The organism is Homoserinibacter sp. GY 40078 (assembly GCF_008017545.1).
Taxonomy (GTDB): Bacteria; Actinomycetota; Actinomycetes; order Actinomycetales; family Microbacteriaceae; genus Homoserinibacter.
Map to the genome: position 1 here is coordinate 546,685 of NZ_VRTZ01000001.1, position 14,884 is coordinate 561,568.

At 71.1% G+C, this 14,884-nt stretch carries 12 protein-coding genes; 5 read left to right on the plus strand and 7 right to left on the minus strand.

Going from position 1 to position 14,884, the window contains the following annotated elements:
- Positions 1-50 precede the first annotated feature (50 nt).
- On the minus strand, positions 51-1,856 hold the full coding sequence (locus tag FVQ89_RS02650) for a GAF domain-containing protein (protein WP_147900370.1): 1,806 nt from the start codon (positions 1,854-1,856) through the stop codon (positions 51-53).
- A gap of 140 nt (positions 1,857-1,996) precedes the next feature.
- On the opposite strand from FVQ89_RS02650, the gene FVQ89_RS02655 reads away from it, so the two are divergent.
- The gene (locus FVQ89_RS02655) at positions 1,997-3,502 is read left to right on the plus strand and encodes an amidohydrolase (RefSeq protein ID WP_255513379.1); all 1,506 of its coding nucleotides are present in this window, start codon (positions 1,997-1,999) and stop codon (positions 3,500-3,502) included.
- Positions 3,503-3,509: 7 nt separating this feature from the next.
- Here FVQ89_RS02655 and FVQ89_RS02660 read toward each other — a convergent pair whose 3' ends face one another.
- Genes FVQ89_RS02660 through FVQ89_RS02680 form a run of 5 tightly spaced genes read right to left on the minus strand, consistent with a single transcriptional unit; the run spans position 3,510 to position 10,360 of the window.
- Positions 3,510-5,087 (minus strand): amidohydrolase, encoded by a 1,578-nt coding sequence (locus tag FVQ89_RS02660; protein ID WP_147900371.1) that lies wholly within the window; start codon positions 5,085-5,087, stop codon positions 3,510-3,512.
- Positions 5,087-6,079 (minus strand): ABC transporter permease, encoded by a 993-nt coding sequence (locus FVQ89_RS02665; RefSeq protein ID WP_147900372.1) that lies wholly within the window; start codon positions 6,077-6,079, stop codon positions 5,087-5,089. The genes FVQ89_RS02660 and FVQ89_RS02665 overlap by 1 nt, the downstream gene beginning before the upstream one ends.
- Positions 6,076-7,014, minus strand: a complete 939-nt coding sequence (locus FVQ89_RS02670) for an ABC transporter permease (protein ID WP_147900373.1) — start codon at positions 7,012-7,014, stop codon at positions 6,076-6,078. Before FVQ89_RS02670 ends, FVQ89_RS02665 begins: the two co-directional genes overlap by 4 nt.
- Positions 7,011-8,720 (minus strand): ABC transporter ATP-binding protein, encoded by a 1,710-nt coding sequence (locus tag FVQ89_RS02675; protein ID WP_147900374.1) that lies wholly within the window; start codon positions 8,718-8,720, stop codon positions 7,011-7,013. Before FVQ89_RS02675 ends, FVQ89_RS02670 begins: the two co-directional genes overlap by 4 nt.
- On the minus strand, positions 8,717-10,360 hold the full coding sequence (locus FVQ89_RS02680; RefSeq protein WP_147900375.1) for an ABC transporter substrate-binding protein: 1,644 nt from the start codon (positions 10,358-10,360) through the stop codon (positions 8,717-8,719). The genes FVQ89_RS02675 and FVQ89_RS02680 overlap by 4 nt, the downstream gene beginning before the upstream one ends.
- Before the next feature lie 174 nt (positions 10,361-10,534).
- On the opposite strand from FVQ89_RS02680, the gene FVQ89_RS02685 reads away from it, so the two are divergent.
- The 4 genes from FVQ89_RS02685 (at position 10,535) to FVQ89_RS02700 (ending at position 13,577) form a co-directional block, all read left to right on the plus strand.
- On the plus strand, positions 10,535-11,152 hold the full coding sequence (locus tag FVQ89_RS02685; RefSeq protein ID WP_147900376.1) for an FMN-binding negative transcriptional regulator: 618 nt from the start codon (positions 10,535-10,537) through the stop codon (positions 11,150-11,152).
- A gap of 118 nt (positions 11,153-11,270) precedes the next feature.
- Complete coding sequence (locus tag FVQ89_RS02690; RefSeq protein WP_147900377.1) at positions 11,271-12,299, plus strand: ornithine cyclodeaminase; 1,029 nt, start codon at positions 11,271-11,273, stop codon at positions 12,297-12,299.
- A 10-nt stretch (positions 12,300-12,309) separates the two neighbouring features.
- Entirely contained in the window at positions 12,310-12,738 is a 429-nt protein-coding gene (locus FVQ89_RS02695; RefSeq protein ID WP_147900378.1) for a cupin domain-containing protein, read from the plus strand.
- A gap of 2 nt (positions 12,739-12,740) precedes the next feature.
- Positions 12,741-13,577 (plus strand): alpha/beta fold hydrolase, encoded by an 837-nt coding sequence (locus tag FVQ89_RS02700; RefSeq protein WP_187264868.1) that lies wholly within the window; start codon positions 12,741-12,743, stop codon positions 13,575-13,577.
- Between the two features lie 64 nt (positions 13,578-13,641).
- Here FVQ89_RS02700 and solA read toward each other — a convergent pair whose 3' ends face one another.
- Positions 13,642-14,766 carry an N-methyl-L-tryptophan oxidase gene (solA, locus tag FVQ89_RS02705; protein ID WP_147900380.1) on the minus strand — a complete coding sequence of 375 codons (1,125 nt, stop codon included), beginning with the start codon at positions 14,764-14,766 and terminating at the stop codon, positions 13,642-13,644.
- Positions 14,767-14,884 lie beyond the last annotated feature (118 nt).

The window sequence follows — 14,884 nt, forward strand, 5'->3', positions numbered from 1 at the left end:
CGACCGCGTATGGGGGGTCGACCCATGCGTGGGCGAATGCCGTGTGCGAATCAACCGCCGTGCAGTCTCTCGCTCAGCTCATCCAGCCGAGTCGCGAGACCGATGCGGAAGAGCTGCTCGTCGTCGCGCCACCGTTCACCGAGCACGGCGTCGAGCCGAGCGAGCCGCTGGAGGATGGTGTTGGTGTGGAAATTGAGGGCACGGGCGGTGCGGGTGGGGCTCGCGTTGTTGCGCACGAACGCCCGCAGAGTGCCGAGCAGATCGGTGCCGCGGGTCTCGTCGTAGCGCCGAACGGCGCCGATCGTCGCATCGAGGAAGGTCGCGAGCGAGCGTTCGTCGGCGTCCAGCACTGCTGAATAGGGCAGGTAGTCGTCGGTGCGCGCGGTGACCCCGTCGGTGCCGAGCGCCGCGAGCAGCCGTGCGGTGCGGAGCGCCTGCGACGCGGCGGCCGGCAGCGCACCGGGGGAGCGCGGAGGCACCACCGCGAGCACGGGGTGCCGGACGGCGCGAGCGAGGCGGGCTCGCAGCTGCTCGACATCCGGAGAGAACGCCTGCCCGTCGTAGCAGGCGACCACGAATCCGCGGTACTCACCGACGAGCGCGCGCTGATCGAGCGACAGGGCGAGGGTGCGCGCGGCGTTCGCACGGTGCTCCCCGGGGACCACGAAGAGCAGGAGCGCGTCGAGGCGATCGAGGTCGACGCCGAGGCGACGCACCCGGCGCTCGACATCGGCGCGGCGCTCGGGCACGGCGTCGAGAAGGTCGGCCACGAGTTCGCTCTGGGTGCGATGCTCGGCACCGGCGACCGCCTCCTGCTGAAGCGCGAGCAGCGCTCCGACCTGGGCGGCACGCTCGACCGTGCGGCGGTCCACCGCGCCGAGCTCGAAGTCCCCCTCGCCGAGCAGCATGGTCCCGAAGTACTGGGGGCCCGCCATGAGGGCCGCGACACCGTGCACGCCGGAGGCACCCGAGACCACCACGCAGTGTGCGGATGCGCGACTCTCGTCGATCGCGGCGAGGGTCGACGGAGCGAGCTCGACCATGCCCTCGGGCAACGGCAGGCCCGCCGCCGCGATGAGCCGCCCGCTCGCGTCGACGATCGCGACCGTGCGGCCGAGCGCGGTGGAGAGCGTCTCTGCGACGGGCGAGAACCCGCCGCCCGCGAGGACGGCGTGCACGAGCTCCTGGTGGACCGTGTTGGCGCGGTCACGCTCGGTGAGGTGCCCCGTGAGGTCGTCGAGCGCCTGCCGGGTCTCGTCCTCCGACCGCCGCAGGTCGCGGAGGGTCCGCGCCGTCTGCAGCACGATCGAGGCGTGGTCGGCGAGCGCCTGGAACAGGGCGATCTCCTCTGGGCTGAAGTCGTGCTCCTCTCGGTCGGCGACGAACAGCACGCCGAGCACCTCGTCCTCGGTCAGCATGGGCACCCCGAGGATCGAGACGAGGCCCTCGGCCGAGACGGCGTCGTCGATGCCCGCCTCGTGCCGGTCGCTCGGGTACTCGGCGTAGCGCGTGACCCATTGGGCGGCGCGGCTCTCGACGACGGCGCTCGCGAGGCCCGCGCCGGCGGGGACCCGCAGCTGCTGGAATGCGGCGCTCACCGATCCGGCCGTCTCGCGCACCCGCAGCTCGCGGGATGCGGGATCGAATTCCGAGAGATACGTGACGTCGGCGCCCATCATCTCGTGGGCGCGCTGGACGAGCCGGGCGAGCACCGCGTCCGAGTCGCGCAGCTCGGCGAGCTCGCGCGCACTCGCGAAGAGGGCGCTCAGCTCGTGCTCGCGCCGACGCAGCCGGGTGTTCTCGCGGCGCAGGCGATCCACCTCGTCGGCGAGCCGGGCGGCGTCGTCCTGGGTCATCGGGGTCCTCCGTCGTGCACGGGCCCTTCCAGTCTCGTGCGGCAGCCGTCGCGACGGGAGGGCGGAACTCACATGAGTATGCCCTGGGGGTGGCTGAACATCACATACGGATGTCGCCCCATGGCTCGTATCGTGACAGGGTGACGACCCCTGCGACCGTGCCCGATCTCGTGCTGCGCGGGGCACGCCTCCCCCGCCTCGACGGCGAGTGCGACGTACTGCTGCGCGGCGGCGAGATCGCCGAGATCGCGCCGCGGGGCCGGATCGCCGAGGGCGGGGCACGCTCCGTGGAGCTCGGCGGGCGCCTGCTGCTCCCGGGGCTGTGGGATGAGCACGTGCACTTCACCCAGCACGTCATCCGGCGTCGGCGGCTCGACCTTGCCGACACGACGAGCCCCGCCGAGGTGCTCGACCGGCTGCGCGCCGAACTGGCACGGCGCACCGACCTCGACGCGGGCGAGCTGATCATGGGCTACGGATTCCGCGACGGCCTGTGGACCGAGTCTCCGACCCTCGCAGCCATCGACGACGTCTCGCGGACGGTCCCGGTGGCCCTCGTGAGCGCCGACCTGCACTGCGCCTGGGTGAACACCCCGGCAGCACGGCTTCTGGAGCTCGAACCCGATGCGAGCGGCGTGGTGCGCGAGGGACCGTGGATCGCAGCCTCCGCACGACTCGAGGCCGCGAACGCAGTGCCGATCTCGGCATACCGCGACGCGGCCGAGGCGGCCGCCCGACGTGGGGTCGTGGGGATCGTCGACTACGAATACGCCGACAACGTGGCCGAGTGGCGGGAGCGCGTTCGGGAGGGCGTCGATCAGCTGCGCGTCGATGTGGCCGTCTGGCCCGATCGTCTCGATGAGGCCCTCGCCGCTGGCCACCGCACGGGCGATCTGCTCGAGCCCTCCGGGCTCATCCGCATGGGGCGGCTCAAGGTCGTCGTCGATGGATCGCTCAACACCCGCACCGCGTGGTGCTGGGATCCGTACCCGGGAGCCGAGCCGACCGCGGACGACGCGTACGGCGTCGTCAGCACTTCGGCGGCGGAGCTGCGCCGCCTGCTGGCCCACGCCCGCGGCGGAGAGATCGGCGCGGCGGTCCACGCGATCGGCGACCACGCCACGACGGAGGTGCTCGACGCCTTCGAAGAGCTCGGCATGAGCGGGATCGTCGAGCACGCCCAGCTCATCTCGGACCGCGACCTCCCGCGGTTCGCGCGCCTCGGGCTGGTTGCGAGCGTGCAGCCGGAGCACGCGATGGACGACCGCGACGTCGCGGAGCACCACTGGCTCGGGCGCACGGGTCGCGCCTTCGCATTCGGGTCGCTGCATGCCGCGGGGGCGGAGCTGCGCCTCGGGTCGGACGCTCCGGTGGCCCCACTCGATCCGTGGATCTCGATGTCGGCCGCCATCTCGCGCAGCCGCGGCGACCGCGACGCGTGGCATCCGGAGCAGCGCCTCCCCTTCGAGGTCGCGTTCGCGGCGTCGACCCGCGGCCGCACGACGGTAGCCGTGGGGGATCCGGCCGACCTCGTGGTGGTCGAGAGCGACCCGGCGACACTCCCGCGCGACGCCCTGCGCGAGCTGCCGGTCGCGGCGACGCTCGTCGGCGGGCGAGCCACCTGGTCGGGCACGCTGCTCGACTAGCCGCGGATCAGCGAGCCGCCGCCCACACCTTCTCGCCGGCGAGCCAGGTCTCGGCGACGCGCACCCGTGCGATCTCGTCCGCGGGAACCGTGAGGACGTCCGCGTCCAGCACCACGAAGTCCGCCGCTGCGCCCGCAGCGATGGTCGCGGGGGTGCCGACGGGTGCAAGTCGTGCCGCCCGCGAGGTGTACAGCGTGAGGGCCTCGTCCACCGTGATGGCCGACGGCGCCCCCACGTCCGTGCCATCGGCGGCGCGACGATCGACCGCGGCCTGCACCGAGAGGAAGACGTCGTCGGCGTCGCTCCACGCCGTCGCGGGACGGTCGGAGGAGAGCGCGAGCGGCAGGGGCGTGTCGGCGAGCGCCCGCAACGGGTACGCCCGGCCGTCGGAGACATCGGGGAGGTTCAGCTTGTAGGCCTCGTACTCCGCGAACAGGAACACGGTGTGGGTCGCGATGCCGAAGCGCATCCGGCCGCCGACGATGCGGGAGAGCAGCTCGTCGGGCACGAGGGTCACATGCTCGAGGCGGATCGACGGCACGTCATCGAGCCAGGGCTCCTGGTCGCCGAAGAGCTCGATCACCCTTTCGAGCGCCTGGTCGCCCATCGCGTGCACCGCGAGCTGCACGCCGTTGCGGCGAGCCCACTCTCCCGCGGCGAGCGCGCTCTCGTCGGAGATCATCTGGATGCCGCAGCCGTCCGAATCCGGGTACGGTTCGCGCACCCACGCCGTGCGGTTCGAGAACGCGCCGTCCATGAGGATCTTGACCCCCGCGATCCGGATGCGTCCGGTTCGGGCGTCGTCGTCGAGCGTCTCCGGCAGCGCCTCGGGGTCCCAGCCGGGGTAGAGCGCGACGCGAGGCCGGAATCCGGCGACGGCCGCGTCGCGGAACACGGCGAGCGGCTCGCGGATCACGCTCGACAGCAGGTCGCAGACACCCACGATCCCGTGCGAGAGGTAGTGCTCATCGAGCCCCACGACCCGGCGCACAAGCTCGCCGTGATCGGGCTCAGGCCTGCAGTCGGCGACCGCCGCGACCGCCGCGAGCTCGGTCAGCACGCCCGTGGGATGGCCGTCGGCGTCGCGCTCGAACCGCGCCCCCTCGGGGTCGGGCGTCTCGCGATCGATGCCGGCGATCTCCAGCGCGCGGGTGTTGCAGGCGGCGGAGTGCCCGTCGCAGCGCCAGACGAGCACGGGACGGTCGGCCGACACCTCGTCGAGGTCGGCGGCCGTGGGTGCGCGCCCCTCAGGGAAGCGGGAGTCGTCGTATCCGCGTCCCACGATCCATGCGTCGTCGGGGCGTTCCGCGCCGTGGGCGCGCAGCACCTCGATCAGCCCCGCGAGCGAGGTGACCCGGGGCGGCAGGCAGTCGGCGGCATCCGCCGCCTCGGCCATGAGCGCCGGATGCGTGTGCAGGTCGAGCAGGCCCGGCAGCACGGTGCGCCCGCCGAGGTCGATCGCCGCCTCGTCCGCGGCATCCGCGGCGTCGCCCACCCACGTGATCACGCCGTCCTCCACGCGGAAGGCGGAGGCACGCGAGTCGGGCCCCGCTCCCGTGAACACGGTCGCATTGGTGAACAGCATCAGCCCATCCTCACTCGGGGGTCCAGCAGGCCATAGACGAGGTCGATCACGAGGTTCAGTGTGACCACGAGGAACGCGGCGAACATCGTGAGACCGACGATCAATTGGATGTCGACCGCTCCGACCGCCTCGATCAGCAACGATCCCATCCCGGGGATCGCGAACACCCGCTCGGTGATGACCGCGCCGCCGAGCAGCACGCCCAGGTCGAGACCGAAGACGGTCACGACCGGCAGGAGCGCCGTGCGGAGGCCGTGCCGCGCGATGACCCGCCCCTCGGAGAGACCCTTCGCCCGGGCCGTGCGGATGTAGTCGAGGCTCATCACCTCGAGCATCTCGCTGCGGGTCAGCCGGGCGTAGACCGCCGCCGACACGATCGCGACCGCGACCCACGGCAGGATCAGGTGGCTGAACCACTCGATCGGCGAGTCCTCGAAGGGCACGTACCCGGACGTCGGCAGCCAGCGCAGGGTGAACCCGATGATCAGGATCACGAGGATGCCGGCGAGGTAGACCGGCGTCGAGATCCCCGCGATCGAGAAGACCATGATGCCCCGGTCGATCACCGAGTTGCGGCGGAGCGAGGCGATGAGGCCGCCCAGCACGCCGGTCACGAGGAACAGAATCGCCGCGCCGAGGGCGATCGACGCCGTCGCCGGGAAGCGCTCGGCGATCAGGTCGGTGACGCTCGCGTTGCGCAAGAAGGAATAGCCGAAGCACGGGGCGTCGCATTCGACCGTGACGGTCGAGCCGAAGGTGCGCCCGAAGAGGATCCCCTTGAGGAACTCGACCAGCTGCACGAACCACGGCTGATCGACGCCCATGTACTCGCGGACCTTCTCGAGGTTCGCGTCGGTGCACGGGCGACCGCAGGCGAGGCGTGCGGGGTCGGACGGCAGCAGGTAGAACAGCGCGAACGTGACGACCGCGATGATGAGCAGCACGATCACGATGCCGAGCAGGCGGAACGAGAGGTAGCGCAGGAAGTTCATCGTCGGGCCGTCCGCGGGTCGAGCGCATCGCGCAGGCTGTCGCCGAACAGGTTGAAGGCGAGGGTGATGAGGAACAGGGCCGCTCCCGGGAACACGAGGTACATGGGGCTCGTGCGCACCCAGAGCACCGCGTCGCCGATGGTGCGCCCCCAGGACGGTGTCGGCGGGGTGACCCCGACGCCCAGGAACGAGAGCGCGGCCTCCGCCGCGATCATGCCGGGGATGATGATCGAGGTGACGACGATGATCGTCGCGCCGACGTTCGGCAGCACCTGCCCGAGCACGATCCGCCACGAGCGGGCACCCATGGCCTTCGACGCGACGACGAAGTTCCGCTCGCGCAGCGCGAGCGCCTGCCCGCGCACGATGCGCGAGATCCCGGGCCAACCGAAGAGGCCGATGACGAGCGCGATGAACGGCGGACGCGGCACGTCGGCGGGGATGATCGCCATGAGCGCGATGAGGAACACGAGCGTCGGGAAGCCGAACATCACGTCGACCCCGCGGCTGACGATGCGGTCGTACCAGCCGCCGAAGTAGCCCGACGTGATGCCGACGATCGTGCCGATGAGCACCGAGAGCACCGTGGCGGAGATGCCGATGAAGAGCGAGGTGCGCGCGCCGTAGACCACGATCGCGAACAGGTCGCGGCCCGTGAGCGGCTCGACCCCGAACCAGTGATCGGCGCCGATGCCGCCGCCCCATCCCGTGGGCTGCCCCTTCGCATCGAGCAGGTCCTGGTGATACGTGTAGGGGTCGTTGCCGGTGATGCCGGTGAGCTGGTCGGCGAAGACGGCCGCGAGCACGAAGACCACGATCGTCGTGGACGACGCCACCGCCCACGGATCGCGGGCCAGTTTGCCGAGCAGCGTGCGGAAGCCGGTCTTCCGGGTCGGCACCGCGAGATCGTCGCGGACCGCTGTCGTCGTGGTCATGCGGCCACCTCCGGATCCTCGCCGTCGAGCGCGAGCCAGAGCTCGCGCCGGGCGCTCTGCGCGACCGGATCGGCGACGGGCGCGGCGGCGAGCAGGCGCCGCGTGTACGGGTGCTCGGGGGAGGTGAGCACGCGATCCGCCGGACCGATCTCGACGACCTCACCGCGGCGCATGACGCCCACCTCGTCCGCGAGCGCCTGCACGACCGCGAGGTCGTGGCTGATGAAGAGGCACGCGAACCCGAGCTCCGACTGCAGCTCCGCGAGCAGCTCGAGCACCCGCGCCTGCACCGACACGTCGAGGGCGCTCGTGGGCTCATCGGCGATGAGGAGCGTCGGATTCAGGGCGATGGCACGTGCGATGGCGACGCGCTGCCGCTGGCCCCCCGAGAGTTCGTGAGGGAAGCGGTCGATCGTGGTGCGGGGCAGGTGCACCGCGTCGAGGAGCTCGGCGGCCCGCGCCCTCCGCTCGACGGACGAGGCGCTCGTGTGCAGCCGCAACGGCTCGGTCACCGCGTCGCCCACGAGGGTGCGCGGGTTGATCGACGAGGCAGGATCCTGGAACACGTACCCGAGCGATCGGCGGAGGGCGCGCATCCGCGAGGCGGAGGCGGCGGCGAGATCGATGCCGGCGACCTCGATCGACCCGGACCGCAGCGGCAGGAGCCCCGCGAACGCCCGCCCGAGGGTCGATTTGCCGGATCCCGACTCGCCGACGAGGCCGAAGGTCCGGCCCCGGGGGATGCGGAACGACGCGCCGCTCACCGCGACGACACCTCCGCCGCGTCCGCGTCGTCCGTAGGCGATCACCGCGTCGCGCACCTCGGCCGCGAGCGTCTCGTCGAGGGGTGCGGCCTCCTCCTCGGCGTCGCGCTGGGAGGTCTGCAGGGTGGCGAGCGTCGGGACCGCGGCGAGCAGCTCGCGCGTGTACTCGTGCGCGGGGGCCGAGAAGATCTGCTGCACGGGCCCGGTCTCCACGACCGTCCCGCGCCGCATCACGACCACGTCGTCGGCGAGGTCGGCGACGACGCCCATGTCGTGGGTGATCAGCAGGATCGCCGTGCCGCGCGTGGCGCGCAGGCCCCGCAGCAGCTCGAGGATGCCGGCCTGCACCGTCACGTCGAGCGCGGTCGTCGGCTCGTCGGCGATCAGCACGACGGGGTCGCACGAGATCGCCATCGCGATCATGGCCCGCTGGAGCTGCCCACCGGACAGCTCGTGCGGGTACGCACGGGCGACGCGCTCGGGGTCACGCAGGCCCACCGAGGCCAAGAGCTCCAGGGTGCGGGCGCGCACCTGGCCCCGCGGGCGACGCGGATCATGCGCGCGAATCGCCTCAGCGATCTGCCATCCGATCCGGTAGGCGGGGGTGAAGGCGCTCATCGGCTCCTGGAAGATCGTGCCGATCCGCCCGCCTCGTACCCGACGCAGGTGCGCCGCATCCGCCCCGATCAGCTCCCGGCCCTCGAGCCGGACACTTCCGGATACCTCGGCGCTGCCGGGCAGGAGCCCGAGGATCGACATCGCCGTGGCGCTCTTGCCCGAACCCGACTCGCCGACGAGGGCGAGCACCCGCCCGCGCTCCACCTCGAACGAGACGAGGTCGACCGCGGGCGGGGCGAGATCCGCCGGGCCGGCCTGACGGGCGAACGCGATGCGGAGCGCGCTCACCGCCAGGACGGCCTCGGCGTGATCCCCCTGGCTCATCCGGCCAGGCTCAGAGTGGTGAAGTCCGGGTACGGCGGGTACGCCGGCACCGCGAAAGGCTCCACATCACTGCCTGCCAGGTAGGAGTTGCGCGTGAGGTACAGCGGCAGCATCGACCCGAGACCCATGATCTGCTTGTCGATCGCGGTCCAGTCGGCGGCCGCGGTGTCCGGATCGGTCTCGGCGATCGCCTCGTGGAGGGCCGTGTCGACCGACGGGTCGTTCGTGCGCGACAGGTTGTAGCCGCCGTCGATGTACGACGAGTCGAACATCAGGCTGACGTACGCGTTCGCGCTCGGGTAGTCGCCGATCCAGTAGGTCAGCATCATGTCGTAGTCCGGGTTGCCGCCCATCGCGTCGCCGTACATCACACCGATGTCGAGCGGGTTGATGTTGACGGTGATGTCCGCCCGGGCCAGACCCTGCTGCAGCGCCTCGGCCGCGGCGGTGTCCTCGTTCGCGACCCACAGATCCAGCGTCACGCCGTCGGGGTAGCCCGCCTCGGCGAGCAGTTCCTTGGCCTTGTCGACGTCCTCCGGGTAGAGGTCGAAGTCCTCGTGGCCGGCGATGCCGTCAGGGATCAGGGTCGTGGCCGCGACGGCGGCCTGGTCGCCGCCCTGCGCGAGCACGATCGCGTTGCGGTCGGTCGCGTAGTGGACCGCCTGCCGCACGAGCGGGTTGGAGAGCTCCTCGCTGTCGTTGTTGAGGGCCACGTAGTACAGCACGCCGCCGTCCGAGGTGACGAGTCGCTCCTGGGCCGCCGGGTCGGCGTTCACGAGCGCGAGCTCGGATGCGCTCAGCGGGTAGGCGTTGATCGAGGTGGCGGCGTCGCCCGTGTCGGAGATGAGCGCCTGCGCCGTCGTCGACGGGTTCTGGCTCTGCCGGATCACGATCGTGTCGGGCTGTGCGGTGCGGACCTCGTCGGTCTCCTGCTTCCAGTACTCGTTGCGCACGAGCACCGTCTCGGAGCCCGCCACGTTGGAGTCGATCTGGTACGGACCGGATGCGACCGGGTCCTCGTCGTATGCGGCCAGGTCGGTTCCCTCGCCGACCGGCACGGGGGCGAACGGGTTCGTCGCCGCGATCCACGGCCAGTCGCCGTAGGCGGTCGTCAGGTGGAAGACGATCGTGGTGTCGTCCGGGGTCTCGATGCCCTCGAGCTCGGCGCCGTCGAACGGGCCGGTGTACTCCGAGCCGCCCACGATGATGGCGTTGTGGTAGTGCAGGCCGCCCGCGAGATCGGGCGAATAGCTGCGCTCGATGCCGTACTTGATGTCGGCGGAGGTGATGGGCGTGCCGTCCTCGAAGAAGATGTCGTCCTTCAGGGTGTAGGTCCACGTCGTGCCGTCGTCGCTCGGCGTACCCGTGTCGGTCGCGAGGTCGGGCACGACCTCGACACCGGAGTCGGTGACCTTCCACGTGGTGAGACGACGGGCGATGAGCCCGTTCCACGTGCTCGGGAAGTTGACGTTGGTGGCGGGGTCCCAGCCGATCGTCGTGTCGGTACTCAGGATGTAGAGGGTGTCGGGGGCGTCCTCGTCGCCTCCGCCGGACGTGCATCCGGTGATGACGAGTGCGGTCGCGGTGAGTGCGGCCGCTGCGGCGACAAGTCGCCGGCTGCGAGAAATAGGGGACGTCATTGAAGGGGCCTCCTCGGCTCTGGCTGCGATCAGGGTGGTGCGGAGGTGTAACGGGTGCTCCGAGGCTAATCACGGGGGTGAACGCGGGAGTATGTGAAGTCCACCCACAGCCCCGGCGTCCGGGTGTGCGAACCACCGGTCTCGATCGGCGCGGCAGAACCGCATGCTGGGGTGATGCGCGAGAACCCCGGCTATGCACTCACCGACCCGCAACGGGTGAAGGACCTCATCCGTCGACACCCCTGGGCGACCCTCGCGAGCGCCACCGACGAGGGCGTCGTGATCTCGCATTACCCGTTCCTGCTCGACGAGGTCGATGACGATCTCGTGCTGCTGAGCCACGTCGGGCGACCGGACGAGCGGCTGCACCGGCTCGGGGAATCGGAGGTCGCGGTCGTGTTCTCGGGGCCGTCGGGATACATCTCGCCGTCCTGGTACGGGGTCTCTCCCGCGGTGCCGACCTGGAACTTCGCGACCGTCCACGCCTACGGCACCCCCGAGATCCTCTCGGACGAGCAGAACCTCGCGGTGCTGGAGCGCCTCGTCGACCACTTCGAAGACCCGCTCCCGCATCCGTTCCGCATGCGCGGCACGCTCGAGAACGCCGCCTACGCCGAGCGCATCGTGCACGGGACCGTCGGCTTCCGGATGCGCGTGACCCGCGTCGTCGCGAAGGACAAGATGAGCCAGGACAAGCCCGCCGAGGTGGTCGAGCGGATCCTCGGCGAACTCGAGTCGTCGGGCCCGTACGCGAACCCGGCGCTCGCCCGCTGGATGCGCGAGGCGCGGTGACGCGCTCGGGCGCCCGCCCGCTGACCCGCCCGGGCACGGGTGATGCTCACACCTCCGAGCCGGATGCGTGGCGGTCTCCACCATGTCGACCGTGGGCCGTGCGTGACAGGCTCGGAGGATGACCGAGTTCGTGGGCGTTCGCGACCTGACCCGCTGGATCGCCGACCGTGGCACCGGCCCGATCATCCGCGGCATCGCCGATCGCGTGGCGGCCGACTTCGTGCGTTGGCAGTCGTTCGACAAGCGCGAGCGGGTGGCGAGCCACACCCCCTTCGGCGTGATCGAGCTCATGCCGATCAGCGACCCCGACTCCTACGCCTTCAAGTACGTGAACGGGCACCCGTTCAACCCGGCGCGCGGCTACCAGACGGTGACCGCGTTCGGGGTGCTCGCCGACGTCCACAACGGATACCCGGTGTTCGTCGCCGAGATGACGATGCTCACGGCACTGCGCACCGCGGCGACGTCCGCCGCCGTCGCGCGGCTCCTCGCCCGCCCCGACTCGCGACGGATGGCGCTCATCGGCGCCGGCAGCCAGTCGGAGTTCCAGGCGATCGCGTTCCGCGAGGTGCTCGGTATCGACACCGTCCGTGTGTGGGACACCGACCCCGCGGCGATCGAGAAGTGCGCCCGGAACCTCGAGCCGCTGGGCTTCCGGGTCGAGGTGGCGACCGACGCCTCCGACGCGACGCGCAACGCGGACGTCATCACGACGTGCACGGCCGACAAGGCCAACGCGATCGTGCTGCGCGACGCCGACGTCCGGCCGGGTGTGCATCTCAATGCGATCGGCGGCGACTGCCCCGGCAAGACGGAGCTCGAGCCGAGCATCCTCGACCGCGCCCGCGTGTTCGTGGAGTACGAACCGCAGACCCGCATCGAGGGCGAACTCCAGTCGAAGCCCGCCGACTTCGAGGTGACCGAGCTGTGGGAGGTGTTCGCGGGGCGGCTGCCCGGCCGCACCTCGGATGGCGACATCACTCTCTTCGACTCCGTCGGCTTCGCGATCGAGGACTTCTCCGCGCTGCACTACCTGCGCGACGACGTGACCGGCACCGAGCTCGTGGCCGACATCGACCTCGTGGCCGAGCCCGAGAACCCCAAGGATCTCTTCGGGTTCACGATGAGCCCCGTCGGGCTGGTCTGACGAGGGCGCGATGCTGATCCAGCGACGCGGCGAGGAGCACCACGACTGGGCGCTCTACCGGGGCGAGGGTCGGGTCGGCATCGAGTGGTACTTCCGCGAGCAGTCGGCCCTGCCGACGTCGATCATGCTCTACCACCTGGAGCCGGGCACCTCGGAGGGCGAGCACCATCACCTCGAGGGCGACCCGGACAGCTGCTCGGTCGAGACCCAGCACGAGCTCTACCTCGTGGTCTCGGGCGAGGTCGTCATGACCGTGGGCGACGAGAGCGCGACCCTCGGGCCCGGTGACGCCGTGTACGTCCCGGAGGGCGTGCGGCACGGCGTCAGGAACGAGTCGGACGCGCCCGCGGAGCTCGTGCTCCTGTTCGGCGAGCCGACCGGGCAGACTCCCTACACGGTGCAGGCCGCACCCGCGCCGACGACCATCGCGAAGGACTGATCGTGCCGTACACCGAGACCGACGAGATCCGCATCTACTTCGAGGTCGAGGGCGACCCGGCGCATCCCGCGATCGTCTTGATCTCGGGCGGTGGGGCGCAGCTGCTCAGCTGGCCGGAGGAGTTCGTGGCGCTGCTCGTCGCGGAGGGCTTCCGCGTGGTGCGGTTCGACAACCGCGACACCGGCATGTCGCACCGCTTCGGCGGTCCGGAGGACATCGACGGCGGATACGGGCTCGAGGAGATGGCCGACGACATCGGGCGCGTGCTCGACCAGCTGGGTGTCGCCGCGGCGCACGTCGTGGGGCACTCCATGGGCGGGATGATGGCGCAGCGGTTCGCGATCGACCATCCGGACCGCGTGCTGAGCCTGGGCCTGCTCTCGACGATCCCCGACAAGAGCGACCGCTACGTGCTGCACGAGCACCCCGTGATCGAGGTGCCGGAGCGCTTCACCCGGGAGCAGATCGTCGGCTTCGCGGATGCCGCCGCACTCGCGTGGGCGGAGGGCACGATCTACGACCCCCGGCTCGACTGGAACCGTGAACGGGCCGCGCTCGCGTACGACCGCGGCTACGCGCCCGAGGGCTTCGTGCGGCAGTGGTCGGCGCTCTACCGCGCGACGGACCGGCTCGACGCGCTCCGCTCCGTCACGGTGCCGACGTTCGTCTTTCACGGCCGCGACGATCGCACCCTGCACTGGTACGCCGCGTTCGACATCGCCGACGCGATGCCCGACGCCGAGCTCCAGGTGCACCCCGGCATGGGGCACCTCATCCCGTGGGAACTGTGGCCCGAGCTCATCGCGGGCATCCTGCGCGCGGCTCGACGCGCCGCCTGACCCGCACCGCGCGGGGGGCCGTCCGGGATGCGGCCGGCTGCGCGGCACGCATCCCGGACGGGGTCTATTCCGCGGCGACGGGAACGGCGAAGCCCGAGATGTCGTCGGAGGTCTCGCCGTCGAGCGCGAGCTCGGCGAGCACGCGTCCGATCGCCGGGGTGAACTTGAAGGCATGCCCCGCGCCGAGCGCGAGGAGCACATCCGGATGCTCCGGGAGCGGCCCGAGCACGAACTCGCGGTCGGGCGTGAGGGCGTACTGACACGTGACGGTGCGCAGCACCTCGCCCGACCCGGGGATGACCGAGCCCATGAAGCCGCGGAGCTCGTCGAGCAGCTCGGCGGACGGCTCGAAGGTGCGCTCGTCGGGGGTCATGAGGTTGTCCGAGACATCGCGGGCGGCCTTCACGGTCGGCTCGCCGTAGCTCGGGAAGCCGTAGAAGCAGTGGTCGTCCTCCCAGATCCACACCGGGAAGCGCTCGGGGTCGTACGGCTCGGCGTCGGCGGGCTTGAAGTAGCTGACCTGCTCCTGCATGACGACGAGCGGGATCTCCGCGCCGAGCGGTGCGAGCAGCTCGTTCGTCCACGCATCGGCGGCGATGACGACCTTGCGGGCGCGGACGGTGCCCCGGGAGGTGCGCACGACGACGCCCTCGGTATCCGGTTCGACCGCCTCGACGCGCGTGCGATCGCGGATGTCGGCACCGTGCACACGTGCGTGCATCTGGAGCGTGGCGACCGTGCGGGCGGCGTGGGCGATGCCGGAGTCGGGCGTGTAGACGGTCTCGACGCCCTCGGGGATGCGGAACTGCGGCCAGCGCTCGTGCACCTCGGCCGGGCTGAGCAGTTCGTGCGGTACGCCGGTCGCGGTGAGCGCCTCGGCGAAGTCGGCTGCCGCATAAGGCCCGCCCGTGCGGATGAAGACGACGCCGCCCGTGATGGTCGTGAGGCGCTCGCCGGTGGCCGCCTCGAGGTCGGCCCAATCGCGGTAGGCGGACTGCGCGAGACGCACGTACCGCTCGGCGCCGTAGGAGGTGCGGATGATGCGCGAGGTGTCGTGCGAGGCGCCCTTCACGTGCCCCAGCTCGAACTGCTCGAAGGCGACGACCTTCGCTCCCCGACGGGCGAGGTGGTACGCGGCCGCGCTGCCGAGCGCGCCCATCCCGACGACGGCGACGTCGAAGTTCTCCATGCGGTGTGCTCCTGTTCGGGTTCGCGGTGGGATCACTGTAGGGATGGCCCGTTTCACCCGATCGTCACGCCGCGGATACTGCAAAGAGGTGCGCGCAGGATTGCAGAGACGAGGGTGG

Bases quoted from the DNA above. Each gene is read 5' to 3' on its own strand.
- FVQ89_RS02650 (WP_147900370.1), bottom strand. From the start codon at position 1,856: ATGACCCAGGACGACGCCGCCCGGCTCGCCGACGAGGTGGATCGCCTG.
- FVQ89_RS02660 (WP_147900371.1), bottom strand. From the start codon at position 5,087: ATGCTGTTCACCAATGCGACCGTGTTCACGGGAGCGGGGCCCGACTCG.
- FVQ89_RS02665 (WP_147900372.1), bottom strand. From the start codon at position 6,079: ATGAACTTCCTGCGCTACCTCTCGTTCCGCCTGCTCGGCATCGTGATC.
- FVQ89_RS02670 (WP_147900373.1), bottom strand. From the start codon at position 7,014: ATGACCACGACGACAGCGGTCCGCGACGATCTCGCGGTGCCGACCCGG.
- FVQ89_RS02675 (WP_147900374.1), bottom strand. From the start codon at position 8,720: ATGAGCCAGGGGGATCACGCCGAGGCCGTCCTGGCGGTGAGCGCGCTC.
- FVQ89_RS02680 (WP_147900375.1), bottom strand. From the start codon at position 10,360: ATGACGTCCCCTATTTCTCGCAGCCGGCGACTTGTCGCCGCAGCGGCC.
- FVQ89_RS02685 (WP_147900376.1), top strand. From the start codon at position 10,535: ATGCGCGAGAACCCCGGCTATGCACTCACCGACCCGCAACGGGTGAAG.
- FVQ89_RS02690 (WP_147900377.1), top strand. From the start codon at position 11,271: ATGACCGAGTTCGTGGGCGTTCGCGACCTGACCCGCTGGATCGCCGAC.
- FVQ89_RS02695 (WP_147900378.1), top strand. From the start codon at position 12,310: ATGCTGATCCAGCGACGCGGCGAGGAGCACCACGACTGGGCGCTCTAC.
- solA (WP_147900380.1), bottom strand. From the start codon at position 14,766: ATGGAGAACTTCGACGTCGCCGTCGTCGGGATGGGCGCGCTCGGCAGC.